Origin of the sequence: Luteimicrobium sp. DT211, assembly GCF_049844995.1 — a bacterium.
In the GTDB taxonomy this organism is placed as follows: Bacteria; Actinomycetota; Actinomycetes; order Actinomycetales; family Cellulomonadaceae; genus Luteimicrobium.
The window spans coordinates 237,453-264,152 of record NZ_JBNCMC010000001.1 but is presented as its reverse complement, the minus strand read 5'-3'; the positions used below and the strand labels follow the sequence as shown (position 1 = coordinate 264,152).

22 protein-coding genes are annotated in these 26,700 nt (G+C 70.9%); 16 read left to right on the top strand and 6 right to left on the bottom strand.

The window, feature by feature from the left end; translation table 11 throughout:
- Window positions 1–42 precede the first annotated feature (42 nt).
- A complete protein-coding gene (locus tag ACLQ14_RS01175) occupies window positions 43–750 on the top strand; it encodes an SGNH/GDSL hydrolase family protein (RefSeq protein WP_425809010.1) in 708 nt (235 codons plus the stop codon).
- On the opposite strand, the gene ACLQ14_RS01170 is transcribed toward ACLQ14_RS01175, so the two are convergent.
- Window positions 693–1,877, bottom strand: a complete 1,185-nt coding sequence (locus tag ACLQ14_RS01170; protein WP_425809008.1) for a Gfo/Idh/MocA family protein — start codon at window positions 1,875–1,877, stop codon at window positions 693–695. The genes ACLQ14_RS01175 and ACLQ14_RS01170 overlap by 58 nt on opposite strands.
- The gene (locus ACLQ14_RS01165) at window positions 1,874–2,713 is read right to left on the bottom strand and encodes a sugar phosphate isomerase/epimerase family protein (protein WP_425809006.1); all 840 of its coding nucleotides are present in this window, start codon (window positions 2,711–2,713) and stop codon (window positions 1,874–1,876) included. The genes ACLQ14_RS01170 and ACLQ14_RS01165 overlap by 4 nt, the downstream gene beginning before the upstream one ends.
- Before the next feature lie 83 nt (window positions 2,714–2,796).
- Here ACLQ14_RS01165 and ACLQ14_RS01160 point away from each other — a divergent pair, with 83 nt between their 5' ends.
- The 9 genes from ACLQ14_RS01160 to ACLQ14_RS01120 all read left to right on the top strand — a co-directional run bounded on the left by ACLQ14_RS01160 (window position 2,797) and on the right by ACLQ14_RS01120 (window position 12,699).
- A complete protein-coding gene (locus ACLQ14_RS01160; protein ID WP_425809004.1) occupies window positions 2,797–3,993 on the top strand; it encodes an ROK family transcriptional regulator in 1,197 nt (398 codons plus the stop codon).
- Window positions 3,994–4,143: 150 nt separating this feature from the next.
- Window positions 4,144–5,493: an extracellular solute-binding protein gene (locus tag ACLQ14_RS01155; RefSeq protein ID WP_425809003.1), complete on the top strand. Its 1,350-nt coding sequence runs from the start codon at window positions 4,144–4,146 to the stop codon at window positions 5,491–5,493.
- 68 nt (window positions 5,494–5,561) lie between these two features.
- Window positions 5,562–6,503 carry a carbohydrate ABC transporter permease gene (locus ACLQ14_RS01150; RefSeq protein ID WP_425809002.1) on the top strand — a complete coding sequence of 314 codons (942 nt, stop codon included), beginning with the start codon at window positions 5,562–5,564 and terminating at the stop codon, window positions 6,501–6,503.
- Window positions 6,500–7,483, top strand: a complete 984-nt coding sequence (locus ACLQ14_RS01145; protein ID WP_425809000.1) for a carbohydrate ABC transporter permease — start codon at window positions 6,500–6,502, stop codon at window positions 7,481–7,483. Before ACLQ14_RS01150 ends, ACLQ14_RS01145 begins: the two co-directional genes overlap by 4 nt.
- Window positions 7,480–8,361: an NAD-dependent epimerase/dehydratase family protein gene (locus ACLQ14_RS01140; protein ID WP_425808998.1), complete on the top strand. Its 882-nt coding sequence runs from the start codon at window positions 7,480–7,482 to the stop codon at window positions 8,359–8,361. The genes ACLQ14_RS01145 and ACLQ14_RS01140 overlap by 4 nt, the downstream gene beginning before the upstream one ends.
- 30 nt (window positions 8,362–8,391) lie before the next feature.
- Entirely contained in the window at window positions 8,392–9,648 is a 1,257-nt protein-coding gene (locus tag ACLQ14_RS01135) for an enolase C-terminal domain-like protein (protein ID WP_425808996.1), read from the top strand.
- Complete coding sequence (locus tag ACLQ14_RS01130; RefSeq protein WP_425808994.1) at window positions 9,645–10,931, top strand: ROK family transcriptional regulator; 1,287 nt, start codon at window positions 9,645–9,647, stop codon at window positions 10,929–10,931. The genes ACLQ14_RS01135 and ACLQ14_RS01130 overlap by 4 nt, the downstream gene beginning before the upstream one ends.
- The gene (locus ACLQ14_RS01125) at window positions 10,928–11,827 is read left to right on the top strand and encodes a hypothetical protein (protein ID WP_425808992.1); all 900 of its coding nucleotides are present in this window, start codon (window positions 10,928–10,930) and stop codon (window positions 11,825–11,827) included. The genes ACLQ14_RS01130 and ACLQ14_RS01125 overlap by 4 nt, the downstream gene beginning before the upstream one ends.
- Entirely contained in the window at window positions 11,824–12,699 is an 876-nt protein-coding gene (locus tag ACLQ14_RS01120) for a sugar phosphate isomerase/epimerase family protein (RefSeq protein WP_425808990.1), read from the top strand. The genes ACLQ14_RS01125 and ACLQ14_RS01120 overlap by 4 nt, the downstream gene beginning before the upstream one ends.
- A 15-nt stretch (window positions 12,700–12,714) precedes the next feature.
- Here the strand turns inward: ACLQ14_RS01120 and ACLQ14_RS01115 are convergent, their stop codons facing one another.
- Window positions 12,715–13,737, bottom strand: a complete 1,023-nt coding sequence (locus tag ACLQ14_RS01115) for a LacI family DNA-binding transcriptional regulator (protein WP_425808988.1) — start codon at window positions 13,735–13,737, stop codon at window positions 12,715–12,717.
- A gap of 153 nt (window positions 13,738–13,890) precedes the next feature.
- Between ACLQ14_RS01115 and ACLQ14_RS01110 the strand changes: the two genes are divergently transcribed.
- The 3 genes from ACLQ14_RS01110 (at window position 13,891) to ACLQ14_RS01100 (ending at window position 16,613) form a co-directional block, all read left to right on the top strand.
- The gene (locus ACLQ14_RS01110; protein WP_425808986.1) at window positions 13,891–14,598 is read left to right on the top strand and encodes a ThuA domain-containing protein; all 708 of its coding nucleotides are present in this window, start codon (window positions 13,891–13,893) and stop codon (window positions 14,596–14,598) included.
- Window positions 14,583–15,671, top strand: a complete 1,089-nt coding sequence (locus ACLQ14_RS01105) for a Gfo/Idh/MocA family protein (RefSeq protein ID WP_425808984.1) — start codon at window positions 14,583–14,585, stop codon at window positions 15,669–15,671. The genes ACLQ14_RS01110 and ACLQ14_RS01105 overlap by 16 nt, the downstream gene beginning before the upstream one ends.
- A 47-nt stretch (window positions 15,672–15,718) precedes the next feature.
- Window positions 15,719–16,613, top strand: a protein-coding gene (locus ACLQ14_RS01100; RefSeq protein WP_425808982.1) for an IS5 family transposase whose coding sequence is annotated in 2 segments (ribosomal slippage) — window positions 15,719–16,069 and window positions 16,071–16,613 — 894 coding nt in all. Because the reading frame shifts where the segments join, the coding sequence is not laid out codon by codon here.
- Window positions 16,614–17,005: 392 nt separating this feature from the next.
- Here the strand turns inward: ACLQ14_RS01100 and ACLQ14_RS01095 are convergent.
- Window positions 17,006–20,725: a PIN domain-containing protein gene (locus ACLQ14_RS01095; protein ID WP_425808980.1), complete on the bottom strand. Its 3,720-nt coding sequence runs from the start codon at window positions 20,723–20,725 to the stop codon at window positions 17,006–17,008.
- Window positions 20,726–21,438: 713 nt separating this feature from the next.
- Here ACLQ14_RS01095 and ACLQ14_RS01090 point away from each other — a divergent pair.
- Window positions 21,439–21,975: a hypothetical protein gene (locus ACLQ14_RS01090; RefSeq protein ID WP_425808979.1), complete on the top strand. Its 537-nt coding sequence runs from the start codon at window positions 21,439–21,441 to the stop codon at window positions 21,973–21,975.
- Window positions 21,976–22,010: 35 nt separating this feature from the next.
- On the opposite strand, the gene ACLQ14_RS01085 is transcribed toward ACLQ14_RS01090, so the two are convergent.
- Window positions 22,011–22,280 carry a WhiB family transcriptional regulator gene (locus tag ACLQ14_RS01085; protein WP_425808978.1) on the bottom strand — a complete coding sequence of 90 codons (270 nt, stop codon included), beginning with the start codon at window positions 22,278–22,280 and terminating at the stop codon, window positions 22,011–22,013.
- A gap of 212 nt (window positions 22,281–22,492) precedes the next feature.
- Window positions 22,493–23,152, bottom strand: coding sequence for a hypothetical protein (locus tag ACLQ14_RS01080; RefSeq protein WP_425808976.1), 660 nt, complete (start codon window positions 23,150–23,152; stop codon window positions 22,493–22,495).
- 755 nt (window positions 23,153–23,907) lie between these two features.
- Here ACLQ14_RS01080 and ACLQ14_RS01075 point away from each other — a divergent pair.
- Both ACLQ14_RS01075 and ACLQ14_RS01070 read left to right on the top strand, forming a co-directional pair.
- Window positions 23,908–25,443, top strand: coding sequence for a TIGR02677 family protein (locus tag ACLQ14_RS01075; protein WP_425808974.1), 1,536 nt, complete (start codon window positions 23,908–23,910; stop codon window positions 25,441–25,443).
- Entirely contained in the window at window positions 25,440–26,675 is a 1,236-nt protein-coding gene (locus ACLQ14_RS01070; RefSeq protein WP_425808972.1) for a TIGR02678 family protein, read from the top strand. The genes ACLQ14_RS01075 and ACLQ14_RS01070 overlap by 4 nt, the downstream gene beginning before the upstream one ends.
- Window positions 26,676–26,700: the final 25 nt, after the last annotated feature.

The window sequence follows — 26,700 nt, the reverse complement described above, 5'->3', positions numbered from 1 at the left end:
CCCGCGCTCCCGGGGGGTACCGGCCGGCGATAACCTCGGCCGGTGGCGACACCGACCCAGGCACGGAGGCACCCGACCGTCGCGTTCTACGGCGACTCGATCGTGACGGGATGGCGCGGCACGAGCAGTCCTCGTGCCCGTTGGTCCAGTCTCGTCAGCGACGACCTCGGTTGGCGCGAGGTCAACCTCGCGCTCGACGGCATGGGCTACTTCCGACGTCGCGGGCCGCGTGGCGCCGACGGTGAACGGCAGCCTTCGGCCACGGACACCACGCTGCTCGACGCCCTGGTCCGTCTGGAGCCCGACGCCGTGGTCGTCTGCCTGAGCGCCAACGACATCCGGTTCCTCCCCGACCGCGCCGACGAGGTCCGGGCGGCGATCGACCGCGATCACCGCCGGCTCGCGGAGGACCTCCCCGGCCGACCGGTCCTCGTCACCACCTACTTCCCGACCCGCGAGCTCTCTGACCGGGCCGCCCAGATGCGGGCCTGGATCACCGACGCCGCGGCCCGGTGGGGCCACACGCACGTCGCGGGGTTCGGGACCGCGACCGCGGACGATCCGCATCTGCTCTGCGATGACGGCGTCCACCCCAACGACGCCGGTCACCGGGCCCTCGCGGACGCGATCCTGCCCGCCTGCGCCGCGCTCGTCGGCGGTGACCGGTCGATGCGCCGACCCGCCGGGAACGGTCAGGCGGACGTGCCGACCCGCTCCGAAGCACCGGTGCGCGTGGCGACGCCGTCGTAGCGCCCGTCGACGACGTCGGCGACGCGGACCGGCTCGCCGAGCGTCGCCGACAGGTAGACCGCGCGGACGGTGGCCAGGGCGCGCAGCCCGTCGTCCAGCGTGACCCAGGGGGCGCGGCCCTCCCGGACCGCCCCGACGACGTCGGCCCACTGGGCGTCGTGCGAGCTGCCGTACTGGGCCACGTGCGACTCCTGCGGGTCGAGCGCGCCGCGCACGGAACCCGTCGCGCCGCCGCCGACCTCCTCGGCCGCCTGGTTGGCCTTCCAGTCCCCGTCCTCGGCGTCGCGGGCGTGGAAGAAGGTGAGCTCGTCGGCCTCGATGACCGCGGACCCGTCGGTCCCGTGCACCTGGAGACGCACGCCCAGGTCGGGGTAGACCGTCGTGGAGGCGTGGAGGGTGGCGAGCGCGCCGGACGCGAACCGCACGATCGCGACCGCGACGTCCTCCACCTCGATCCGCTCGTGGCCGAGGCGCGCCGTGTACGCGACGACCTCGACCGGCTCGCCGAGGAACCACAGCAGGAGGTCGAGGGTGTGGACGCCCTGGTTCATGAGGGCGCCGCCGCCGTCGAGCGCCCAGGTGCCACGCCACTCCCCCGAGTCGTAGTACTCCTGCGTCCGGTACCAGTCGACGTTGGCGACCGCCGACGTCAGCCGGCCGAGCCGGCCGGCGTCGACGGCACGGCGCACCGCGAGAGCCGACTCGTCGTGCCGGTGCTGGGAGATGACCGCGACGACCTGGCCGGGCCGGGCCGCGGCCGCGTCCCGGAGCCGCCGGGCGGGCTCGATCGCGACGTCCAGCGGCTTCTCGACGACGACGTGCGCCCCGGCCTCCAGCGCTTCGAGCGCGAGCGCGGCGTGCTCGCCGCTCGGCGTGCAGACGCTGACGACGTCGATGCCGCCCGCGGCGAGGGCGTCCGCGAGAGCCGCGAACCGCCGGGGAGCGCGACTCCCCGCGGCGACGAGCTCGTCGGACACGGCCGCGGTCCGCTCGTCGTGCGGGTCGACCAGGGCGACCACGTCGAGGTCGGCGGACCGCGCGGCGACCTCGGCGTGCAGGCGTCCGATGACGCCGCAGCCGACGACGGCGACCCGCAGCGGTGCGGGCGCTCCGGTGGTGGTGCTCATGAGAGTGAGACTCCTGCTCGTTCGGTGATGCGGGCAAAGGCGCGCGCGGCGGTGCCGAAGGCGGCCGGGCCGGAGAACCCACCCATCCGCCCGGCCACCGCGAGGTGGGGTTCGAGGGAGGCGAAGCCGGCGTATCCGGCGGCCACCAGGGCAGCGACGGTCGCCTCGACCTCGCCGTCGCCCTCGCCGGCCGGGCAGACCTGCCCCGTGGCGAGGTCGGCGTCCTTGACCTGGAGGTAGTCCACGTAGGGGGCGAGGTCCGCCCAGCCGCTGCTGTACGGGCGCACGCCGACCTGGACGAAGTTCGCGGGGTCCCAGGCGAGCCGGAACGCCGGGCTCGCCACGTTGCGCGCGAGATCGAGGACGCGCTCCGGCGTGTCGCCGTAGATGCCCTTCTCGTTCTCGTGCAGCAGCACCACGCCGGCGTCCGCCGCGATGTCGGCGAGCACGCGCAGCGCGCCGAGCACGTCGTCCCTGACCGCATCGGCCTGCACGCCCTCGGGGCGGTAGAACGAGAAGATCCGCACGTACCGGGTACCGAGGGAGCGAGCGACCTCCGCGACCCGGCGCAGGCGGTCTCGCTCCTCGCGGGCCTGCGCGATGTCCACCTTGCCGATCGGCGAGGCGACGGCGCTGACCCGGTGACCGGCGTCGTCGAGCAGGGCGCGGAGGTCACGAACCTGCTGGTCGGTGAGGTCGGAGACGTTGGTGCCCCACGCGCTGCGCACCTCGAGGTGCTGCGCGCCGAGCGCCTGGAGGACGGCGATCTGCACGCGCGGATCGGGGTCGATCTCGTCGCCGAAACCGGAGAGCTGCCACGAAACTGTGTCGGCCATGCCGGCGATCGTACTCATCAATCACTTTGATTTACAATGGGTCGCCCGGGTCCGGGCACCGAACGTCGGCGGAGCGAGGCGTCATGACCACCATCGACCGACCTCCGGTCCGCCGGGGGAGCAACCTGCCGCGCGTCGGCGACTTCAACGAGACCGTCGTCCTCGACGCGGTCCGGCGCGCGACGGGCGGGCTGAGCCGCGTCGAGCTCGCGGCGAGCACGCGCCTGTCCGCGCAGACGGTCTCCAACATCTGCCGCCGGCTGATCGCACGCGGGCTGCTCGTCGAGACGGGCAAGCGCAGCGGAACCGGCGGCAAACCGCGCGTGGTCCTCGAGGTCGAGCCAGGCAGTCGCTACGCCGTCGGCGTGCACCTCGACCCCGCCGCGATCACCTACGTCGTCCTCGACCTGGCCGGGACCGTCGTCGAGCGGCTCCGGCGGCCGACGCCCGCGGTCGTCGACCAGGACGCGACGCTCGAGGAGATGAGCCTTGCCGTCGAGGCCGTGCTGCGCAGCTCCGGCGTCCCGCGGGACCGTGTCGTCGGCGTCGGGATCGCCGCACCCGGGCCGATCGACCACACGGAGGGCTCCGTCGTCGACCCGCCGCAGCTCGAGGGCTGGCACCGCGTGCCCGTCCGGGACCACGTGGCCCGCACCACCGGGCTGCCGGTCGTGATGGACAAGGACGTCGTCGCCGCGGTCGTCGGCGAGCGCTGGGCGGGCGTCGCCTCGGGGTCCACCGACCTCGTGTTCTTCTACCTGGGCACGGGCGCGGGGATGGGCATCGTCGCCGGGGACCTCGTCGTCCGAGGGGGTTCCGGGAACGCGGGCGAGATCGGCGGCCTGGACGCGTCGTGCACGACGCGCGCCGTGGTCGAGGAGGCGATCGAGCGCGGGGTGCTGGCACCCGAGGTCACGCCCGTCGGTCCCCGAGACGCGGAACGCCGGCTCGCCGAGGTCGCGACGCTCGCGGGCTCGGGGGACGAGGTCGCGACGGACGTCATCGACGGCTGGGCGCGTCGGGTCGGTCACGGCGTCGGCACCGCCGCCTCGCTGCTCGACTCCGACCTGATCGTCTTCGGCGGACCGATGTGGCCCCACCTGCGCGACCGTTTCCTCGCCGTCGTGCCGCCGATCCTGGACTCCTGGCCGTACCCGGCGCTCCGGCGTGCACGGCTCGCGAGCTCCGCGCTCGGCGACGACGTCGGCGCGATCGGCGCCGCGTGCCTCGTCCTGGACCAGCTGCTCTCCCCCCAGCCGCACACGCTGCTCCTGTCCTGAGGCGGGGCCCTGGGCGCCCTCGGCACCGCGCCGTTCTTGACTAATTAACACTCTTGGTTTTATTGTCGCCACGGCCGGCTCGGCACACGAGCCCCGACCCGAGGAGTTTCAATGAGGAAACTGTCGCTGCGGCTCGCAACCGCAGTCGGTATGGCAGGAACGCTCGTCGCGCTCGCGGCGTGCTCCAGCGGCGGAGGTGACGGCGGGAGCAAGGGCACCGACGGCCTCGACGCCAAGGCCAAGGTGTCGATCACCGTGGGCGACTACCCCACCGCCGACAAGCCCGAGGACCGCGCCGCGTTCGACAAGCGCATCCAGGCGTTCGAGAAGGCCAACCCGAACATCACGGTCAAGCCGATCGCCGAGACCTGGGACGCCCAGACGTTCCAGGCCAAGCTCGCGGGTGGCACCCTGCCGACCGTCATGGGCGTCTCGCTCACCTACAGCCACGAGCTCATCGCCAACGGCCAGGTGCCCGACATGACGCCGTACCTCGAAGAGCTCGACATGGTGAAGGACCTCAACCCCCTCGCCCTCGACAAGGTCAAGGACGACTCCGGGAAGATCTACGCCATCCCGACCGGCCTCTTCTCGGTCGGCCTCGCCTACAACCGGGCGATCTTCACCAAGGCCGGGCTCGACCCCGACAAGCCCCCGACCACGTGGGACGAGGTCCGGGCCGACGCGAAGGTCATCCACGACAAGGTCCCCGGCGTCGCGGGCTACACCCAGATGACCACCAACAACACCGGTGGCTGGATGCTCACCACCATGACGTACAGCAAGGGCGGCACGGTCCAGGACGAGGCCGGCAAGAAGGCCGACATGGGCGACGCGACCGTCGAGTCCCTGCAGGTCCTCCACGACATGCGCTGGACCGACGACTCGATGGGCAGCCAGTTCCTGTACGACCAGGACGCCGCACGGCAGGCGTTCGGCGCCGGCAAGATCGGCATGCTCCTCCAGGCGCCCGACATCTACGACCCGATCACCACGCAGTACGGCTTCAACCCGAAGGACTTCGGCCAGACCGCGCTGCCGCAGAGCAACGGCGAGAACGGCACCCTGACCGGCGGCACGCTCAAGCTGTTCAACATCAAGGCGACCCCGAACCAGCTCCTCGCCGCCGCGAAGTGGATCAAGTTCTACGAGTTCGACAAGTACTACGACAAGGACGTCGCGATCGCCGACGCCAAGACGAACAACGCGAACAAGAAGCCCGTCGGCCTCCCCAGCCTTCCGCCCGTCTCCGACGAGGTGAACAACCGCTACCTCGAGTGGATCAAGCCGTACATCAACGTGCCGCTCGAGAACTTCGCGGGCTACACCAGCTCGAAGCTCGCGCTGATCCCCGAGCCCGTGTCCGGGACGCAGCAGACCTACGCCGCGCTCGACCCCGTCGTGCAGAAGGTGCTGACCGACAAGAACGTCGACATCCAGAAGACCGTCGACGCCGCCAACAAGACGGTCGACGGCATCATCGCCCAGGCCTCGCGCTAGCGCCGACGACCGGCCGGGCGACAGACCACCGGCGCCCGGCCGGTCCCCCCTCGAAGGGAGGAACCACCATGACCAGCACCACTCTCGTGGCCGAACACGAAGCCGTGCCCAAGCGCCGACGAACATCCGGCCTCACCCGCTGGTATCGCGGCGGCGGCTTCCACGCCGTCCTGTTCGCGATCCCCGTCGTCCTGATCTTCCTCTACTTCAGCTGGGGTCCCGTCGTCCGCGGCCTCGTCCTGAGCCTGCAGAAGAACAACCTCGTCGCACCGGCGAAGTGGGTCGGCTGGAGCAACTTCCAGTACGTGCTCGCCGACCCGGGGCTCGGGCAGGCGGCGCTCAACACGGCGTACTTCGCCCTGCTGGCGCTCGTCATCGGCTTCCCCGTCCCGATCTTCCTCGCGGTGCTCATCAACGAGCTCCGCAAGCACGACGGGCTCTACAACGCGCTCGCCTACCTGCCCGCGATCATCCCGCCGGTCGCCGCGATCCTGCTCTGGAAGTTCTTCTACGACCCGTCGGCCGAGGGCATGTTCAACACCATGCTCGGGTGGATCGGCCTCGGCCCGTACCCGTGGTTGAACTCCGAGGCGATGGCCATGCCGTCGATCGTCCTCTACGCGACCTGGGCGGGCGCCGGCTCGACCGCGATCATCTACATCGCCGCGCTCGGCTCGGTGCAGACGGAGCTCTACGAGGCCGCGGAGATCGACGGCGCCGGGATCTGGCGCCGCGTCTGGCACATCACCATCCCGCAGCTGCGCGGCGTGATCCTCGTGATGATGCTCCTCCAGCTCATCGGCACCTTCCAGATCTTCACCGAGCCGTTCCTCTTCACCGGCGGCGGGCCCAACAACGCCACCCAGACCATCCTCCTGAAGATCTACAACTACGCCTTCGTCAACGGGGACTTCGGCGCCGCGACCGCTCTGAGCGTCCTGCTCGCGGCCGCCCTGGGCCTGCTCTCCGTCGTCTACTACTTCGTGACCAAGAGGTGGAGCCCGTCATGAGCGTCCTCGACACACCCACCACCGCCGCCGACGTGGCCGTCGCGACGGAGCCCACAGCCCCCGAGCGGGCCCGGCGCGGCAGGCGCCGTCCGGCCGCCCCGAAGGACCGTGGCCTGATCTCCCACGCGGACCGCAAGCGCGGGAGCGTCCGGTTCTGGCTCATCCTCGTCCAGACGATCGTCCTGATCGGCCTGATCATCGCCTGCCTGGGCCCGCTGCTCTGGTCGGCGAAGGCGTCGGTGTCCACCAGCCAGGACATCATCACCAACCCGATGGGCATCTGGTTCACCCCCAACGAGTGGGGCAATCTCACCCGCGCGTGGAACGGCGCCCAGATCGGCCGCTCGCTCGTCAACACCGTGATCATGGCCGCGGGCTCGACCATCGCGACGCTCCTCATCAGCACGCTCGCCGCGTTCCTGCTGAGCGTCCTGCGCCCCAAGTGGGCGCCTGTGCTCAGCGGCGCCATCCTCGCGACGCTGTTCCTGCCCGGCGTGATCTCGCTCGTGCCCCTCTACCTGACCGTCCTCGACATGCCCCTGGTCCACATCCGGCTCCAGGACACGTTCTGGGCCGTCTGGCTCCCCTCCGCCGCGAGCGCGTTCAACGTCGTCGTGCTCAAGCGCTTCTTCGACTCGATCCCCCGCGAGTACCTCGAGGCCGCGCGGATCGACGGCGCCGGCCCGATCCGCATCCTCACGTCGCTCGTGCTCCCGCTGTCGCGCCCCATCCTCGGCGTCATCATGCTGCTCTCGGTCGTCGGCGCCTGGAAGGACTTCCTCTGGCCGATGCTCGTGCTGTCGAACCCGAAGCTCCAGCCGGTGTCCGTCGCGCTGCCGACGCTCGCGACGGGCAACTCGCCCCTGTCAGTGCAGATGGCGGCCGTCTTCCTGTCCATCATCATCCCCGTCGTGCTGTTCCTGATCTTCCAGAAGCAGTTCCTGCGCGGGGTCGGCACCGCTGGAGGAATCAAGGGATGAGCACCCTCGCAGGCAGCAAGATCCTCGTCACCGGGGCGTCGGGCCGGATCGGATCGGTCACGACCCGCCGCCTCCGCGCCGCCGGCGCCTGGGTCACGGCCCTCTCGATCAACGACGACCCGTCGCTCGAGGCGGACCGGGTCCTCGTCGGCGACACGCGGTCGCAGGACGACGTGGCGGAGGCGCTCGAGGGCGCCGACGCCGTGGTCCACCTGGCCGCGCTCGCGCACCGGGACATCGCCCCGCCGTTCGACGTGTACTCCACGAACGTGGTGTCCACGTTCAACGTGCTGGCGCAGGCGGGCGCCCTCGGCATCCGCAGGGCGGTCGTCGCGGGCAGCATCAACGCCTGCGGCCTCCCGCAGAACGTCCACGAGGTGCGGCCCGCGTACGTGCCGTACGACACGCACCTCCCGGTCGACATCGCGGACTGGTACTCGCTGTCCAAGCACCAGGACGAGAGCACCGCCCGGATGGCCTGGCGACACTGGGGCATCGACGTGGTCACGCTGCGGTTCCCGCACGTGAACTCCGAGGAGTCCCTGCGCGACCAGTCGCTCCGCCTGGCGGAGGACCCGCGCAGCGGGCTGCTCGAGGGCTGGTCGTACCTCACGACCGAGGACGCGGCGCGCTCCGTCGAGCTGTCCCTGACGGCCTCCACGACGGGGGCGCACGCGTTCTTCCTCGCTGCGGACCGCACGCTCGCCCCCTACCGGACCGAGGACCTGTTCGACGCGTTCGCCCCCGAGGTCACGCGGACCAGGCGGTTCGTCGGCCGCGAGGTGCCGATCGATCTCACGCCCGCCCGCGAGCTGATCGGGTTCCGGGCCGAGCACGAGATCGACCTCCCGACGCTCGACCTGCCGTCCGGGCTCTGACACGCACCCCAGAAGGAGACTGATTCCCCCATGCCGCTCGACACGTTCGCCAACCCCTGGCCCGGCCGGGAGGACGTCCGGATCACGTCCGTCCGCGCCATCACGACAGCCCCCGAGGGCACGGCGCTGGTCGTGGTGCGGATCGACACCGACGTCCCCGGCCTCTACGGCCTCGGGTGCGCCACCTTCACGCAGCGGTGGAAGGCGGTGCGCACCTTCGTCGACGAGCACCTCGCACGGCTGCTCGTCGGCAGGTACCCCGGCGACATCGGCGACCTCACCCGCCTCGCGGCCTTCTCGGGGTACTGGCGCGGCGGGCCCGTGACGAACAACGCGATCTCCGGCGTGGACCAGGCCCTCTGGGACATCGCCGGCAAGCGGGCGGGCATGCCAGTGCACGAGCTGCTCGGCGGGAAGGTGCGCGCCGCGGCGGACACCTACATCCATGCCGCCGGACGCACGGCCGACGAGGTGGTCGACGAGGCGCAGGGATTCGTGGACGCCGGGTGGCGGCACGTGCGGATCCAGCTCTCCACGCCCGGCGGGGGCGGGTACGGGGCGCCGCGCGTCGCCACGGAGTACCCGGACGCCCCGTACCCGAACGGCTGGAGCGCGCGCGACTACCTGCGCCGCGTCCCGGCGCTGTTCGAGGCGGTCCGCGACGCGCTGCCCGACCGGATCGAGCTGCTGCACGACGTGCACTCTCGCCTGACCCCGAAGGACGCCGTCTGGCTGGCACGAGCGGTCGAGCCGTACCGCCCGTACTTCCTCGAGGACGTGCTGCCTCCCGAGCACTGGGACCGGCTGCCCGAGGTACGCGCCGCCAGCCCGGTGCCGATCGCGGTGGGCGAGCTCACGACGTCGTTCACGGACGCGGTCCGGCTGGTGCGCGACGGCGGCGTCGACTTCATCCGGTCGCACGTCTCCGACATCGGCGGGCTGACCCCCGCGCGCAAGCTCGCGGACCTCGCGGAGCTGTGCGGCGTCAAGACGGCGTGGCACGGGCCGGGTGACACCTCGCCCATCGGCGCCGCCGCGAACGTCGCCCTCGACGTCACCTCCGCCGCCTTCGGCATCCAGGAGGGCCACCTCTACAATGAGGCCACGCACGACGTCTTCCCGGGAACGCTGCGGATCCAGGACGGATGGCTGTTCCCGAACGAGACGCCGGGCTGGGGGATCGACATCGACGAGGAGATGGCGGCCCGGTATCCGGCCGAGCTCTCCGGACACGACGCCTGGGCTGCCGGTGTCCGCCGACCCGACGGAGCACTGGAGGCACCGTGACCGAGCTGACCGACACGCCGAGTCGTCACGAGGTCCGGTCCTACGCCGCGCGACGCCCTCGCCCCTGGGGCGACCGCAGCCAGCCGGGCGCCAACCAGTACGACCTCGGGTCCTTCAACGAGGCCACCATCATCGAGACGATCCGGCTCGCGGGGACGATCACCCGCACCGAGATCTCGGAGCAGACGGGCCTCACGCAGCAGTCGGTCTCCCGGATCCTGCGGGTCCTGCTCGAGCGGGGACTGCTGGCAGAGGGCGCGGCCGAGCGCACGGAACGGCTGGGCAAGCCGCGCACCCCCGTCCGGCTCCGGGCCGAGGCGGCGCACGCCGCGGGGGTGCTCGTCGACCCCGAGCTCGTCTCGGTGGTGCTGACCGACCTGGACGGCACGGTCCTCGACAAGCGCACCGTTCCCCTCGACGCCGGGGTCGCCCCCGACGCCCTGGTGGAGATCGTGGCGGGGTGCGTCGATGCCGTCGTGACGGACTCGCGCATCGACCCGACCACGTTCCTCGGGGTCGGCGTCGCCGTGCCCGGGCCCATCACGCCGGACGGCCAGCTCCTCGACCTGCCGCTGTCCCGGGCCTGGCGGAACGTGCCGCTGCGCGGCATGCTCGCCGAGCGGCTCGGCTGCCCCGTCGTCCTCGAGAAGGACGGCACCGCGGCCGCGGCGGGCGAGCAGTGGGTGGGCCGGACCGAGCGTGCGGGCGACTTCGTCTACCTGTACGTGGGTACCGGTATGGGCTCGGGCCTCGTCCTGAACGGCGAGACGTACCGCGGTGGGAGCGCTAACGCGGGCGAGTTCGGCCAGCTGTGCGCCATCCGCCTCGGGCTCCTCGACGACGCCGGCCGGCCCCAGCTCGTCCGGGAGTGCAACCCCACGGTCGCGCTGCCCGAGATCGCGCGGGAGCGCGGCTACGCGGGGTCCGCCCGGACGTTCCGGGAGATGTGCGCCGAGACGGGCGCAGGCGACCCGGCCGCGGTCGCCGCCGCGCACCAGATCGCCGACGTGATCGCGCTCGGCGCCGTCGCCCTCATCGACCTCCTCGACCTGCCCCTGCTCGTCGTCGGCGGGCCGGCCTTCGCCCCGGAGCTGCAGCCGATCCTGGTGGACGCGATCGACCGCGCGGTCAACACCCTGCCGACGGCGCACGGCGCGCGTCGGGTGGCCGTCCAGCGGTCGCTGGTCCAGGGCGAGGCCGGGGCGATCGGCGCCGCGTCGACGATCTTCCACGCCTCGTTCGCGCCCTCCGTCCGCCGTTCGCGGCAGTACTCGATCTCGTGACGGGCCCGGACGACGCCGGCGAGCGGCTCAGGCTTCGCTCGCCGGGCGGCGAGTTCGCGCTCGCGGTCGACCGCACGGGCGCCCGCGTGGCCTCCCTCGAGCACGCCGCGACCGCCACGGAGCTCCTGCTCCGGCTGCCGTGGGAGGACGAGGACTGGTCGAGCGCGTTCCCGTCCACGAGCTCGAACGAGGAGTGGCACCGCCGGTACGCCGGCGGCTGGCACACGCTCGTCCCGCACGCGGGCGACGCCCGCACGGTCGACCGGGTCGAGCACCCGTTCCACGGCGAGGCGGCCTGGCGGAGGTGGCGCGTCCTCGACCTGGACGGAAGCTCCTGCACCCTCGAGGTCGTGCTCCGGACGGCTCCGCTGACGGTGCGCCGCACGGTCCACGCCACCGCGACGGGCGTCGCGGTCGAGCAGCGGGTCGTCAACCACTCCCGCCGCCCCGCGGCGTTCACGTGGACCGAGCACCCGACGTTCGGCGGCGCGCTCGCCGGACCCGGCTCGACCCTGACCCTCGGCGGCGACCCCCTCGACGCGGCGTTCCCCGGCGGGGACCGCCCCCCCGGCGGCTTCCGGTCGGTGCGCGCCAAGGGCCGCGGCGACGTCGTGCTGCGCAACGACGACGCCGGGACGGCCGTCACGCTGCGCTGGGACCCCGAGCTGTTCCCGTACCTGCACGTCTGGCAGGAGCACGGGGGGACGGTCGGCTTCCCCTGGTGGGGCTCGGTCGACGCCGTCGCGCTCGAGCCCGCCTGCCGCCCGTACGACCCGGACGACGCCCTCGGGCCGTTGGTGCTGGCCGGTGGCGAGGCCCTGTCCTCCCGCTTCGAGCTCGAGGCGACCGTGCGCCCCCCTGACCGTTCCAGCCGACCGACGAAGGAGTCCCGGTGACGACCATCGGCGTCCAGACCATGATGCTGCGAGACGAGTTCGCCCGGAGCGGGCTCTTCGAGACGTTCCGCAAGGTGCGCGACATCGGCTACCGCGCCGCGGAGATCTCGACCGTCGAGATGAGCGCGGCGAACGTGGCCGAGCTCGCGCGGGTCCGCGACGAGCTGGGCGTCGAGATCGCGTCCATCTCGGGCGGCCTCACCTCGGGCGGGGGCGGCGAGTCGCTGACGACCCACCTCGACAAGTTCGTCGCGGACGCGCACACGCTGGGCGCCCGGATGATCCGCATCGGCATGCTGCCGCCCGCGGCGATGGCCTCGACGGCGCGGGTCGAGCAGTTCGCCGACCGGTGCCAGGAGGTCGCCGAGGCGCTGGCCACCCAGGGAATCCGGTTGTACTACCACAACCACCACGTCGACTTCGCGAAGTACGACGGGCGCTACCTGCTCGACGTGGTCGCCGAGCGCTCCCCGCTGGTGGGCTTCGAGATCGACGTCCACTGGGTGCAGCGGGGCGGGCTCGACCCGGTGACGACGTTGCGCCGGTACGGCGCCGACGGGCGGGTCGCGATGGTCCACCTCAAGGACTACCGGATCGGGCACCTCGTCCCGGCCGTCTACGAGGCGCTCGACGCGGGCGACCCGTCCCCGTGGCAGGAGGAGCTGCAGCACATCGTGCAGTTCGCGGAGGTCGGCGAGGGCAACCTCGACTTCCCCGCGATCGTCGAGGCCGGCAAGGAGATCGGCGCGGAGTACCTGCTCGTGGAGCAGGACGAGTTCTACGGCCGCACCGCGCTCGAGTGTCTCCAGACGTCCTACGACAACCTGCTCGCGCTCGGCTACGAGGAGCTCTTCACGCCCGCCGGGACGTGACCGCAGCGGCCCGGCTCACGCGGCGGCACTCGTGGACCCTCGCACGACGAGCGTCGTCGCGAGCTCCTCGCGCGGCGCGTCCGCGCCCGCGACGAGCGAGGAGTCGCTGATCCGGAGCAGCATCCGCAACGCCGCCTCCCCCATCTGCGCGATGGGCTGGCGGACGGACGTGAGCCCGGGCACGACCCACTCGGCCTCCGGGAGGTCGTCGAACCCGACGACCGCGACGTCGTCGGGGACCTTCAGTCCTGCGGAGGCGGCGGCGTCGTACACGCCGAGCGCCATGGTGTCGGAGCACGCGAAGACCGCCGTCGGGCGGTCGGGCCCGGCCAGCAGGTCGGCCGCGAGCGCCGCGGCGCCGGTGCGCGTCCAGTCGCCGTGGACCACCGCGGCCTCGGGCAGCGCGACGTCGGCCTCCGCGAGCGCCGAGCGGAACCCGTCGACGCGTGCCTGGCTGTAGAGGTGCCGGCGCCGGCCCGCGAGGACGGCGAGCCGGCGGTGGCCGAGCGCGAGGAGGTGCTCGGCGGCCGTCCGCCCCCCGGTCCAGTTGGTCGCGCCGACGCTCGCGACCGTGCGCGGCGGCTGGGTCACGGGGTCGAGCAGGACGATGGGCACGCGGGCGGCCGCGAGCGCCGCGAGCTGCTCGCTCGTGGTGTCGACGAGCGCGACGACGGCGCCCCGGGAGCCGCGTGCGAGCAGCCGCGCCAGCCAGGCGTCATCGGGCTGGTGGGCCACGGAGACGACGACGTCGAGCCCGGCCGCGGCGGCGGCACGCTCCACACCGCTGAGCGCCCGGTTGGCCCAGGTGCCGTCGACACCGCTCAGGACGAGGTCGACGAGCTGCGGTCCCCCGTCGCTCACGGCCGGGGTGCGACGCGCGCGGCCTCGATACCCCAGGTCCTCGACGGCCCGCATGACCCGGGTGCGGGTGGCGGCGGAGACGTCGGAGCGGCCACGGAGCACCTTGGAGGCCGTGGGGACGGTCGTCCCGGCGGCGGCGGCGACGTCGGCGAGGGTGACGGGGCGTTCGGCGGGCACGTCCGGAGGCTAGCGCCGACGACGGAAGTTGCGCAACTTCTTCGGCTCAAGACCGTGGCGGCACGTCCTTGTTCGGTGCCGACCCCTGTGAAAGACTTCCCGCACCTCCGAAGAGATTCGTCGCAATGTTGCGCAACAAATGGGGAGTTCCAGATGACAGACCACAGGCAGAGACGCGCGCTGGTCGTCCGGGGCGGATGGGACGGGCACCAGCCCGTGGAGACCACCGACTCGTTCGTCCCGTTCCTGAAGGAGCACGGCTACGACGTCCGCGTCGAGGACGAGACGGCCGTCTACGCGGACGCTACGTACATGGCGGGCGTGGACGTGATCGTCCAGACCGTCACCATGAGCACGATCACCGGGGACGAGCTCCAGGGCCTCACCGCCGCCGTCCGGGGCGGCGCGGGCCTGGCCGGGTGGCACGGCGGCATCGCCGACTCCTTCCGCAACAGCTCGGACTACCTGCACCTGATCGGCGGCCAGTTCGCCACCCACCCGGCCAAGGCACCCCGCGAGGAGCTGGCCGGCGACAGCACGGACAACTTCGTGCGCTACACGGTCGAGATCGTCCCGGAGAAGGCGGACCACCCGATCGTGGCCGGGCTGAGCGACTTCGAGCTCACCACCGAGCAGTACTGGGTGCTCAGCGACGAGTACAACGACGTGCTGGCGACCACGACGCTCGCCGCGCCCGACTTCCACCCGTGGCACCGACCGGTGACGTGCCCCGCGGTGTGGACACGCCTGTGGGGCGAGGGCCGTGTGTTCGTCTCGACCCCGGGACACAGCCTCGACGTCGTCGAGGACCCGAACGTCCGCACCATCATCGAGAGGGGCATCCTGTGGGCAAGCCGCTGAGGATCGGGATCGTCGGCGTCGGGGCGATCTCCGGTGCCTACCTGAGCACGTTCGAACGCCTCGCGGCGGTACGGCTGGTCGCCGTCGCCGACCTCGACGCGGCGCGGGCCGCGGCGGTCGCCGCGGAGCAGGACGTCCGCGCCCTCACCGTCGACGAGCTGGTGACCGACCCCGAGGTCGACGTCGTGCTCAACCTGACCATCCCCGCCGCGCACGCGGAGATCGCCCTCAAGGCCATCGCCGCAGGAAAGGGGGTCTACGGCGAGAAGCCGCTCGCCGCCACGCTCGACGAGGCGCGTGCCGTGGTCGAGGCGGGCCGGGCCGCGGGCGTCCGCGTCGGGTGCGCCCCGGACACCGTGCTCGGCACCGGGGTGCAGACCGCCCGCAAGGCCGTCGACGACGGCCTCGTCGGGACGCCCGTCGCCGCGACCGCGACCATGGTGACGCCGGGCCACGAGCGGTGGCACCCGAACCCGGACTTCTACTACCAGCCCGGCGGCGGCCCCCTGCTGGACATGGGCCCGTACTACGTGACCGCGCTGGTCACGCTGCTCGGGCCGGTCGAGTCCGTCGTCGGCGCCGCGAGCCACAGCCGGGCCACGCGCACCATCGGCTCCGGCCCCCGCGCCGGCCAGGCCGTGCCGGTCGACGTCGAGACGCACGTCACCGGCGTGCTGCGGCACGAGTCCGGTGCCCTCTCCACGCTCGTGATGAGCTTCGACACCGTCGCGTCGCGCGCGTCCCGGATCGAGATCCACGGCGAGAAGGGGTCGCTCGTCGTCCCCGACCCGAACGGGTTCGACGGCGCGGTCGAGCTGCACACCCTGGACGACGACTGGCAGACGCTGCCGGTCAGCGCCGGCTACCGCGACGGCGCCCGCGGCTACGGGCTCGCCGACCTCGCCGCCACACCGGACGGGGTGACCGCACGGGCGAACGGCGACCTCGCCTATCACGTGCTCGACGTGATGACGTCGCTGCTCACGGCTGCCGAGAAGGGTGCGACGGTGGCCGTCGCCAGCACGTGCGAGCGATCCGCGCCCGTGCCGCTCTCGGACGCCCCGCGCGTCTAGGGCGTGTCTGACAAAGATTCGGGCGCTCGGGCTGGAAGCCTGGACGGGTGTCGCGATTCCAGGTGCTCTCCGATGCCCAGTGGTCGTTGATCGAACCGATGCTGCCGACGCGTACGGGTCGGCGGGGCCGGCCGTTCTCGGACGCTCGCACGATGCTCGAGGGCATCGTCTACCGGTACCGGACGGGGATCGCCTGGCGTGACCTGCCCGGGGTGTTCGGACCGTGGCAGACGGTCTGGACCTGGCACCACCGCATGGCCACCGACGGGACCTGGGACGAGGTCCACGCCCGGCTGACGGCCGCGGCCGATGCGGCGGGTCTGGTCGACTGGTCGCTGTCGGTGGACTCCACGATCGCCCGCGCGCATCAGCACGCGACGAACACCACGCGCCTCACAGGGGGCTGGGTCGAGTTACAAGAATCTGCGCGTCGAGCCGCCTGACCATGCGATCGGGCGCTCACGTGGCGGGCTCTCGACCAAGGTCCACCAGCTCGTGGACGGGGCCGGGCTGCCGCTGGTCACGCTGGTGACCCCGGGCCAGGCCGGGGACTCGCCGATGTTCGTGCCGCTCATGGCCCAGCTGCGCGTGGGCCGCCCGGTCGGGCGCCCCCGCACCCGACCCGACGCGGTCCGCGCCGACAAGGCCTACTCCTCCCGGGCGATCCGAGGCCACCTGCGCGCACGCAAGATCAAGGCCGTGATCCCCGAACCGGATGACCAGAAGGGTCACCGCGAGCGGCGCGGGTCACGAGGCGGGCGACCCGTGGGACTGGACAAGGCCGACTACAAGAACCGGAACGTGATCGAACGCAGCTTCTGCGACCTCAAGCAGTGGCGCGCCCTGGCCACCCGATACGACAAGCACGCCATCGTCTACCGCGCCGCCGTCGTCCTCCACGGCGTCATCGCCTGGATCAAACGATTGTCAGACACGCCCTAGCCGCACCCGCCCACCACGACGCCGCCCGGCGAGGACACATCGTCCTGCCCGGGCGGCGTCGTCGTCCGCCGCGTCATCGGCCTGTTCCTCGACAACGGCGTCCGCTGTCGACGTGCAGGAAATTTCGGTCGGACACGCCGAGATAGTTGACTCGATCCCGCGCGTGTCGCCGATGACGTTCAAACTAGGTGCATCGCTTCCAATCGGGCGTTGGGCGACTTCGAGCCTGAGTTGGCAAGGTCCGGTGACCGTTGACTCCACGGGTCATCGAACGAAGGGCAGGCTGCGGGCTTACTTGGATCGTGGAAGGCGAACCTGCCGCAGGTGGTCGCGGGCAGCGAGGCACTGCGTATAGGAAGGCGCTCCCCTCTTGGCGGTGGGCGGGCGTGTTCTTAGATCCTGATCTGAGTATCGCGGTCTGCGGCGCGCGGTATCGAGGAGATCTGTGCAAGTACGGACCCTATGTCGCCCGACGTGAGGATGGCCTCGGCTGCGGTGAGGCGGTCCGTCTCATCAAGGTTGGCGACAAGCATCATGATGAACTCGGCTGCCTGCGACGCACCGTGCTTCTCGCTGATGGCCGCGAAGATCCGCTCGATGACGGTTCGTAGCGGGTCCGTCACGCCGGGCAGTTCGGTGGTGGCGGTCCGGATGCCCTGCATGACGAACGGGAAGGTATCGGGCCGAAGCCAGGATTGTGCGGTCAGGTAGCTCAGGAGGATGCGGATGTTCTCCGAGGCGCCCTCGACATTGCCGCCGGTGATCCGGACCAGTCCGACGGCCGCTGCCCAGGTCCAGCCGGCAAGTGCTGATGGCGAGTCCGTCGCAACGAGCGCCATCGCGTCGGAAGCGAAGCGCAGACAGTCGGCAGGAACCCGCCACGAGTGGGCGCGAGAAAGGGCAATCGCTGCGCCCTTGGGCTGCCAACCACCGATCTCGGCGGCGAGCTCCATAACGTCGGCGTCGAAGTCGAAGTCGACATGGAACCCGGCGATCAGTGTGGCTTGAACGGCCGCGGCGACATCCGGTGTGAGTCTGTCGGCAGAGACCAGTGCCGCGATGAGGTCGACCGTTCCGAAGGTCTGAGCTCCTTCGGATGCTGCGAGTTGGCGCAGGGAGCGGTCGTCGCACCAGAACGCCCGCTCTTCGGAGAGCGCAAAGTCGAGGGCGCTGAGCCAGGCGCCTTCCCCGCCGAACTTTGCGAACCGCTTGAGGCCAGGCCAACCTCGGCGTTCTGACCTGGAGAGCAGTTCGACGACACGGTCGGCCCGGCGTGAAAGGGCTTGCGCCTCAGCTTCGTCGGTCTCGGTGATGAGCGGGCGTTGGTTCTCGACATCCCAGCCGAGCGTCATGGTCGAGAGCATGTTGAGGCTGTCCTGAGAGGCGAGTGCATCCCGGTAGGCCGAGTCGGTGGTCTCGACGGTCAGGAAGGCGCCGAGGAGCTGGTCGACGATGCCCAGTTCCAGAAGGCTGAGGGTCACAGCGGCGGTGCCGTCGATGACGACGCTCGCGCCGAGCGCGGCAGCTGCTGCCTCAGCTGCGACGTACGCGGTTGGCGGATGGTGGCTAAAGACCGAGCCGGCGCCGCGCTTGATGGAGGCTTCGACGTACGGGCGGCGGTAGCACTCGGCGAGCAAGCCCAGGGGAAACTCGCCACGTTCGACTCGCTCGCGGATGTCCTTGAGCGCCGGATCCTCGGTCGCAGCTTCTTTCAGGATCTCGGCGAGCGAGCCCAGGAGGTCGTTCTCGTCGAGGGTGACCTTCCTGAAGACCGCGTTGTCGGGATGCGCTTCGGTGAACGCGTTGGTGGCCTTGTGAAGCTCCGCAATGTCGGCATCAGCGACATCGCGTTCGTGGCGCCGGAGGCCGGAGTAGATCTGGGCGAGGAACACGCCAACCAGGTCGGGCTCATCTTGCCATGCGTTCATCATTTCCAGGGACTCTTTGACGAACTCGACGCTGTCGTCGCACTGGGCTGCGAGCCCGATCCAGGTCTGGGCGTCACCAGCGTTGCGGGGTTCCGCGGCCTGACCGTTGTAGGTCAACGCTGCCCAGGCTTCGGGGATCCTTCCGGCGCGGGCCAGGCTGTGGACCAAGGCCCAGCGGATCGTGAGGTTCGCCGGGACCATGGCAGCCATCTCGCGTGCGAGCGGTAGCGAACGTTGGAACTCGCCGAGGGACTCAAGAGCGTCGAATTGGATGGACAGACACTCGAGCCGACCGGCCCATGCCGGGCCGCCCATGGACAGAGCGGTCGCAGCAACGTCGTTGGCCTTCTGGTAGCAGCCGGCCGCCATGTACCGCGACGCAGCCATCTTCATCATCAGTGCGTGGTTCCAGCGAGTCGCACCCGCCTCGAGCACTCCGGCGGCGTCGGCTGGCTTGTCCTGAGCAACGAGGCGCTCGGCCAGAACGACGGTCAGCTCTTCAGAGTTCGAGGCGCGGGCACGCAGCAGGGACATGTCAGAGTCAGCGGTGCTCATGACCTCGTGAACGGTACGGATGCGTTGGATCGCCTGGCTACAGCCCTCGGGCAGCAAGTCGAGGTCTGGCAGGCTCCGCCCGAGTGGCGCCAGCGCCGCGGCGGTCTGGAGCCTTGCCGTGTCGTCCGGAGCGCTGGCCCAAGCGCTCAGCCAGGCTGCCTCGGCCCGCTCGGGGTTCTCATCAATGAACGCTGCCCAGCCCTCGACCGTGTGGGTGACGAACGGGTCTCCGAGCCCTCTAGCGATGATCTGTGCGTGCTCGAGGCGGCCCATGGTGGCGGCGAGCATCGCAGACTCTCGGCGAAGCCGCTTGTCACGGGCTTCGTGTTCGAGCGCGGTGCCTTCAGGCGCTTGCTGGGTGAGCTTCCAGGCAAGGTCGGTGTCGGTGGCCAGCGCGGAGGCCTTCACGGCGGTCAAGATTGGCGCAACGCTGTCACCGAGCCAACTGCGTCGGGAGTCTCGTGCCGCGATGGCCAACCGGTAGGCACGTGCGAAGTCATCCAGCGGGTGGTCGCTCTGCCTGTTGTGGCCGCGCGTCAATAGTGCTTCCGCAGTGCGCAGGGCGTTGCCACTTCCTTCGGGATGCGACTTCACCGTCTCGAGGCCGATCGCGATCGCTCGGTTCAGGTCTCCTCGCCCAGCCGCAGCGGCCGCCTGAAGGATGCTCTTGATCGACCGGTCGTTGGGCGTCTGGGGCTTCCATTCGTCGAGCAGTTCCTCGGCCGCCGTGTAGTTCCCGACGGTGATGGCCTCACCGGCGGCCGCGAGGGTGTGCTTCGGCACCGACCTTCTCCAAAGCTCCTGCGCTCGTGCGGTGTCGTCCGTCGTGCCGGTGCCGATGATCAGGCCAGCTCGCGCCCACCAGTAGGACGGGTCAGCTCCGTGCTCGACACCCTTGGAGACCAGGGCGACTGCTGCTTCACTGGCCCCGTAGTCGGCTGCGACACAGGCGAACCAGCACCACACCTCGGCAGGCGCGTCGGCTAGGCCATGCGGCGGTTCGGCGGTCCAGTTCTGCAGCAGCGACCGTCGCTCCCGCCTGCCGACCAGTGTGATGACCAGCGCCCGAAGGCGGGTCCAGCGTTCTGCGAGTTCTACAGCTTCGGTCGCCCGCCAGGGATGAAGCTTACCGAGAGCCATGAGGAACGCGGCCTCGTCGCCACCAGAGGCGAGCAGAATGCGCTCCTCTGAGGCGTGGATGGCGTGCTCGAGACGCCGCGTCGACGCCACCTCCGCGTCCCCAGCCGACATTCGCCGCAGCGACTCGTCCAGCACTAGTTGAAGCACTTGAGCCCCGGCACGGTCGGGGCTCAAGCCGTCCGGGGTCGCCTCCAATGTCAGCCGGTGCGCACAACCACGGAGGGAGTCCGAGTCTCCGGCTGCGATGCTGAGGCGTACGTCGTCGGCCTTCAGCCACTGGTTCAACTGCCGCCCGCTGACGGTGATGTCCTCGGTTGCCGCCCGCTTGGAGACCGCTCGTGCAACTCGGATGCGCTGAGTGCGCTTCCCGAGGTATTTCGCGACCTGTTTCCCAGCCACGCTGCCGATTCCCTTGGCGGCGCCAGGCGCGACCACACCCAGCAAAGAGAACGGATCCATGGTGAGCCCCTTCGAGATGACGCTGTCCATCCTTGAGTATGGGTGCGACATCTAACTGGAGGTCGAGTGCTGCGCCCACCGTTCGCGTCGACTCGTACCTTAGGTGCTGGGATGCATCACGATCGGGTGATTTCCCAGGCAGGAGCACTGCTCGCTGACAGATCCGCTAGCGGCCGAGCGGGGAGAGCAGTCTGGCGTACCACGACTTCGCAGGTCCGATCGCTTGGGAGCTCGCGGCCATGCAGGCGCTCGTCACGCCCGACGCACCGGCACCGTCCTGCGTTGACCCCAGCGCCACGCAGGGGCACCACGGGGGCCTTCTCGTCGTCGGGGTAGCGCATCTCGCAGCAGGATTGGCGGGGACTTTGTCACGACGACGGCGCGTCTCGACCCGTCTGTGGTCGGGGGTGCTGTGAGCTCGATCTGCTTCCTCCGACTGCGGTAGCGTGGTGCCAACGCCCCGGAACCGTCCCTGTAGCTCGCGCGAGCCGATCAGACGGCCGGGGCTTTGCTCTGCCCGACGCGCACGCGGCGGCACCCTTTAGGGGTCCGGATGGTCTATGCGTTCCAGTGCGGCCTGCACGGTACGCCCCAACTGCTGGCGTCATACCGGGGACTCCGCGCCACTTCCGACGCGTCGCGCTCGTCGCACAAGCCCCTCCGTTGACGCCCCGCCTGGCCGGGCCATACCCTGCCAGAGAGCCTTGACGCCTTGACGCATGGCTACGAGGAGGCGGCGCACCGTGGTGAGCAGGTCGGATCGGGAAGCCCACAAGGCGCAGCTCGTCGCCGAGCTTTCGGACGGGCTCGACGAGCTGTACGCGAGCGGTGCGGTCACCACTCGCGACGAACCTGTCGCGGTGGCGGGCCGGATGGTCGCGAGTGTCCCGCGCCGACATGTCTACGACGACAGCGTGGGCCCGTTCTACGACACCGACGGCGTGCGCAAGGTCCTGTCCCGCAATGGCACGCCAGTCAGCCGGCAGGCGGTGTTCGACCGGATCAGGCGCCGAACGATCCTGGCCTCGAAGACCGCCGACGGGCACTGGGCGTACCCCGCGTTCCAGTTCACTGGCGGTGAGGTCGACCCGGCTCTGCGACGCATACTCGCCCGGTTCCGCGACACCGACAGCGACGGGTGGGCCGTCGCAGCCTGGCTCAACGCACCGTCACCTGCGCTCGACGAACTGAGCCCGATGCAGTGGCTGCGTGAGGACCGACCAGTGGGATCAGTGAACGAGCTTGCCCAGGAGACCGCCGCTCGTTGGTCGGCACCCTGAGGACGCAGCTCGCTCTTCCTTGTCCTGCGCCCTGTTCAGCGTCTGGTGGACGGTGGCTTGTGGCGTTCGGCGGGTAGGAGCCCTCCCCGCACCGTGGACAGCGTCCACGCGGGACGGCCGGCCTCCTCCGCCAGGGCCGCCGTCAAACACGCGTCGCGGACCGGGCACCCGTGACAGACCGCGCGCAGTCGCGCAAGCTTCTGGCTGCCACGGAGCGGGGTCTCCCAGAACCGTTCGTCACCGGCGCAAGCCGCGAGGCGATGCCAGGAGGGTCGGGGGTCGGGAACGATGAGCCATTCACGCACCTTTGTCCTCCCTCGTGCTCATGCCGCCGACGCGAACGAGGTTTGCGAGCTCCGTATGGGTGCGCGACACAGACACTCGCACGGGGGCCGGTCCTCCAGAACGGGGTCCCAGACGTCGCCCGGGCAGGTTTCGTGCCCTTCGTCGAGGCAGTCCCAGCTCAGGTGCGGCTCGACCTCGAGCGTCGGATGCGGGCGGGTTGGTGCGCTTCTTGTCATGGCGTGCTCCCGCAGTCGAGGACGCGGCACAGCGTGAGCTTCTGGTCCGGGGTCAGAGACGCAGCAAATCGCCGGTAGGCGGCCTTGCGGACGAGTGTCGGTGGGCTGGACCAGGCGGGCGTCGTATCGAGACGGGCCGAAGCGGCGTGGGTCCACAGCCACGTCACCGCGTACGGACGCGACCCGGGCCGGGTACCTGGTCGGTGGCATCGAACCCAAGTGAGGAACCACTGCTCTTCGCGCGCACGGGCACGTACGGCGTCCTCGAGGCCGCGGTAGTTGGCGGACGGATCGAGTTGCTGGGCGAGGGCACGGATGGTCCGCAGGCTCGTAGCCGGGTCGAACCGGACGCGCGCCGAGACCGCGCGGGCGAGCCGCTCGCCGTCGCCGGGCTCGTAGCCGAGACGCCGTGCCGCACCAGCCCATGTGGTCCGCTTCGCACCGCTGCCACGTGCCACGCAGAGCGAGAGATAGGCCCGGGCCGTTTCCGGTGGTGCGTCGATCATGGCGTGGGCGAACCGGTGGACGAGAGGGGCGAGCATTGCTTGCGGCACCGCTCGCGGCGCGATGACCAGGTTCATGGTGTCGAGCTGGCCGCTGATGCGGCGGTCGGGTGCCAGAGACGCGATGACGACGCGGGTGAGCGTCGGGGTCATCACGGTGCGGTCGGCGAGCCAGCCCAGGCGTGACTCGTCTCCGACGTCGACGCCGTCTCGAAGTCTACGGAGCAGAGCAGTGGTCTGGAGTGCGGTTCCCCACCCCGTCGAAGTAGGCCACCCCAAGCACGGGGGCCCACCCCGCCACGGCAACCACAGCGAGGTGACCTTCTCGCGCCCTGGCTGACCCGACCGGGGCGTCCAAGAAGAACGCAATCAACGCGGCAGAGCGACAGTGGTGGAGCCATGGTGGCACCCCGTTGTGACGGAACAGCCTGACACCTGGCACCACACAAGCCGCTTCTTCCTCTGGTGACGGGTGTCGACGTGCAGCACGGAATGCGCGGACACTGCACTTTGCGCGATCCCAGGAGCGTCGCGAGTGGTGCGCAAAGTACGTTGCATCGCTCCTGGGCTGGAGACCCAGTAGCTCGCTCAGCACGATCCTTGCCACGGTCGCGCTCGCGTGGGTTCTCGCGCCCGCCCGCGGAGTGGTCGCCGCACCGGAAACCGGGCGAACGCACTGGCACGGCTCTCGAGCCGCACTGGTACGCCGCAGCCGCGCTGGCGCTCGGGATGGCGACATGGCTGGTTGGGCGCACCGTCTACAAGGCATGTACGAGACAGTTGCGGCGACCCTCATAGTCATGCGAGGACCACGTCGGTGCACGTCAGGCCGCGCGGCACCCATTGGTCGTGTCAGCGCCAACCTTTATCGTCAGGCACGCAGGCAAATCACCGTTCCGGAGGCGCGCATGAGCGAGGTGAGCGACGCCGAAGAGTTGCGCGCCCGCCGCCAGCTGTTCCGTTACGTAACCGGTGACCTCGCGGTGGAGTACATGGCCGTCATGGACCTGTTCACCGACAGCCTGCTCGCGGACCTGTCCGCCGCCGACATCCACGAGCGGCTCACCCGCGCCGGCCTATCGCTGTCGCCCGAAGACGTCGAGGGACGCTGCGACCAGCTCCTCGCGTGGGGCAACCTCGTCAAGTCCGTGCGCGACACTCGGGTCACTACGATCGCGGCCTACCTGCGCTCCCGGGCCCGCTACCAGCCGTCCAAGCTCGGCGGCATGGTGCACCGGCAGGTGCGTGACCTGATGGCCGAGGTCAACGGCGTGCGCGAGGTGGCCCGCGAGCTTCTCGGCGGGATGAGCGACACCCTGACCGCGATCCTGAGTGCCGCGCAGGACCGAGACGCACGCCCCGACCAGCTCGCCGCCGACGTGTCCACCTTGTTCGCCGCGCACCAGCTGTTCGCGGACTCCGTCTCGGAGTTCTACGGGTACCTGCCCACCGTCCTGACCCGCTATGACCTGGCCGGCGAGGACTACGCCACCTTCAAGACTCTCCTGGTCGACTACGTCCACCTGGTCTCCGCGGACGTCTCGCGCCACGCACCGACCCTCGCCCACCTGCTCGCCGAGCTCGACGAGCACCTCGAGTACATCCTGGCCACCCTCGCGCCGGCGGCCGCGCTACAGAACGTCGATGGCACCGCCGCCAAGCGGTCGCCCGGGCGCGTCCGGTCCGACTGGGAGGCCCTGAACGCGTACTACCGTGCCGGCGGCGGACGCTCCAAGCCCGACGAGCTGCGCAAAGCGACCGAGCTCGCCCTCAACCAGCTGCTCGCGAACGCCAAGCGGATGCTCGCCGCCGCTGGCACCGGACTCTCACGGCACGGTGACCTGCTGCGCCTGGCCCAGTGGTTCGCGGTCGCCGCCGACAGCGACGCGCACGAGATCTTCGACGCCGTGTTCGGGCTGTACCCCGCCCGGCACCTGAGCGCTGGACCCGAGGAAGGTGACACGGGGTCCGCTGCGACGTCCTGGTGGACGTCCGATCCCGTCGACGTCCCCGTGTCCCTGCGCGAACGCGGCGATCGCACCGCCCGCGGACGCAGCTCACCAGTCCTGGACCCCGGCCTCGAGGCCGTCCGCCTGCAAATGGACGCCGACCAGGAAGCGGCCGACCGGGCCGCCGCCAGCGGGGAGCTCACCTCCGCGGGCGACCTGAACGGTGCCCGGCTGTCGCCCGCGGCCCGCGATATCCTGCTCGAGCTGCTCGCGTCCGCGCTCGCGGCCGGCACCATGCCCACCAGCAGCGGCGAGCTGGCAGTGACGTCCGACCCCGACCTCGGTGTCGACCTGCACGTGCGCGCCACCCCCGGTGCCGCCACCCGGTGCGTCAGCCCGGACGGTGTCCTGCGCATCGACGACGTCGCCCTGAGCGTCCACCCGCTAGGCGCGGCCGCCGTCGACGACGACGTGGACGAGGCGGTGAGCTCATGAGCGTGCCCACGATGCTGCACGGAGCGCACGAGGCGTCCTCACGCCGGGAAGCTGCGCGGGCGCTGCTCGCGCACCCCATGCTGACCGCCGCCACGCGCGCCGAGGACCTCACCCTGGTGCGGGTGCATGCCACGTACCTGACCGGCATGTTCGCCACGACCCTCGGGTACCGCCTTGTCGTCGAGCCCACATTCGCGCGGCTGCTGAAGGAGCCACCCGGGCCGCACCCACCCGCGCGCGGTGCGCGACGGGCGTCCGGTGCACCGTTCAGCTCGAGGACCTACACCTACCTGGCCCTGGTGTGCGCGGCCCTGCTGACCGCGGACATCGGTGAACAGGTTCTGGTGTCGCGGCTGATGGACCAGGTCCGCGCCGAAGGGCAGGTCGCCGGCGTCGAGGTCGACGACCGGTACAGCGAACGCCGCCACCTGGTCGACGCGCTCGCGTGGCTCATTGAGCACGGCGTCGTCGAGGAGACCGAAGGGTCCGTCGGGCGCTGGGGTGAGCGCTCCGAGGAGGTCCTGCTCAGCGTCAATCGGACCCTGCTGCCGCACCTGCTCGCCCGACCCCTGCACACCCTGCCGGGACCGGAAGCTCTCCTCGAAGGTGGAGCCAGCGGCGCCGGTCCGGAACAACCGCGGCGCTCCCTTCGCCGCAAGCTCGTCGAGCACCCCGTCGTCGACCGTGACCTGCTCACCGACGCCGAGCGCGACGTCCTGTCCCGCGAACGCAACGAGCTGGCCCGCGTCCTGTTCGACGCGTTCGGACTCGTGCTCGAGGTGCGCGCCGAGGGCGCGCTCGCGTTCGACCCGGACGGCGTCCTGACCGACATCACGTTCCCCGGGCAGGGCACCGTCATGCAGGCCAGCTTGCTGCTCGTCGACGCCCTGACCGACACCTACCGCCCCGAGCCCGGCGTCACCGCGGTCGTCGACGAGACCGCCCGCCGTGGCCTGGGCGTGCCGTGGCCGCAGGTCGACGCGCAGATCGATGACCTGCTGGAGCGGTACGGGAAGAACTGGGCCGAGCGCTACCGCGAAGCGCCCCTCGTCCTGCGGGAGCACGTCACCGAGAACCTCGCCGCGCTCGCCCTGGCGTACCCCACCGCGGATGCGCTCGTACTCGCGCCAGCGGCCGCCAGGTTCCGCCCGCAGCCGCAGCAGGCCCCCGCCCAGACGCGCGCCCGGGCACGCCTGGACGCGACCCACACCCAAGACGAGCTGTTCGGCTAGGAGACCCTGTGGCCAACGACCTCAC